Source organism: Rhodobium orientis, from assembly GCF_003258835.1.
Taxonomy (GTDB): domain Bacteria; phylum Pseudomonadota; class Alphaproteobacteria; order Rhizobiales; family Rhodobiaceae; genus Rhodobium; species Rhodobium orientis.
The window spans coordinates 1-281 of sequence record NZ_NPEV01000149.1 but is presented as its reverse complement, the minus strand read 5'-3'; the positions used below and the strand labels follow the sequence as shown (position 1 = coordinate 281).

Below are 281 nucleotides of genomic sequence, written 5' to 3'. Positions count from 1 at the left end.
GCCCTGGCAGATCTGATGAAATCCTGACCAAGGCTTTCGATCAGGCTTGACCGTACAAGGCGGACATAAACGCCCGACATCGCGATCCCAAGCGTGAGAGAGGGGAGAATCAAATGTTTAAACGTTCCGGCTCCCATCGACGGCAGCCAATTCAGCCTGACGGAAAAGAGATCGATCAGTATCAATCCGAGCCAAAAGCTCGGGAGCGCGGCTCCCACTAAAGCGAGCAAGCGGCTGAGATGATCGATCCACCGATCCCGGTATAAAGCGGAAAGCGTTCC

General features: G+C 54.8%; 1 protein-coding gene. It reads right to left on the bottom strand.

Annotated features, from left to right (window positions below; translation table 11 throughout):
- Positions 1-281, bottom strand: a 281-nt coding sequence (locus CH339_RS25600) for an ABC transporter permease subunit (RefSeq protein ID WP_146610301.1), incomplete at both ends; no start/stop codon positions are given.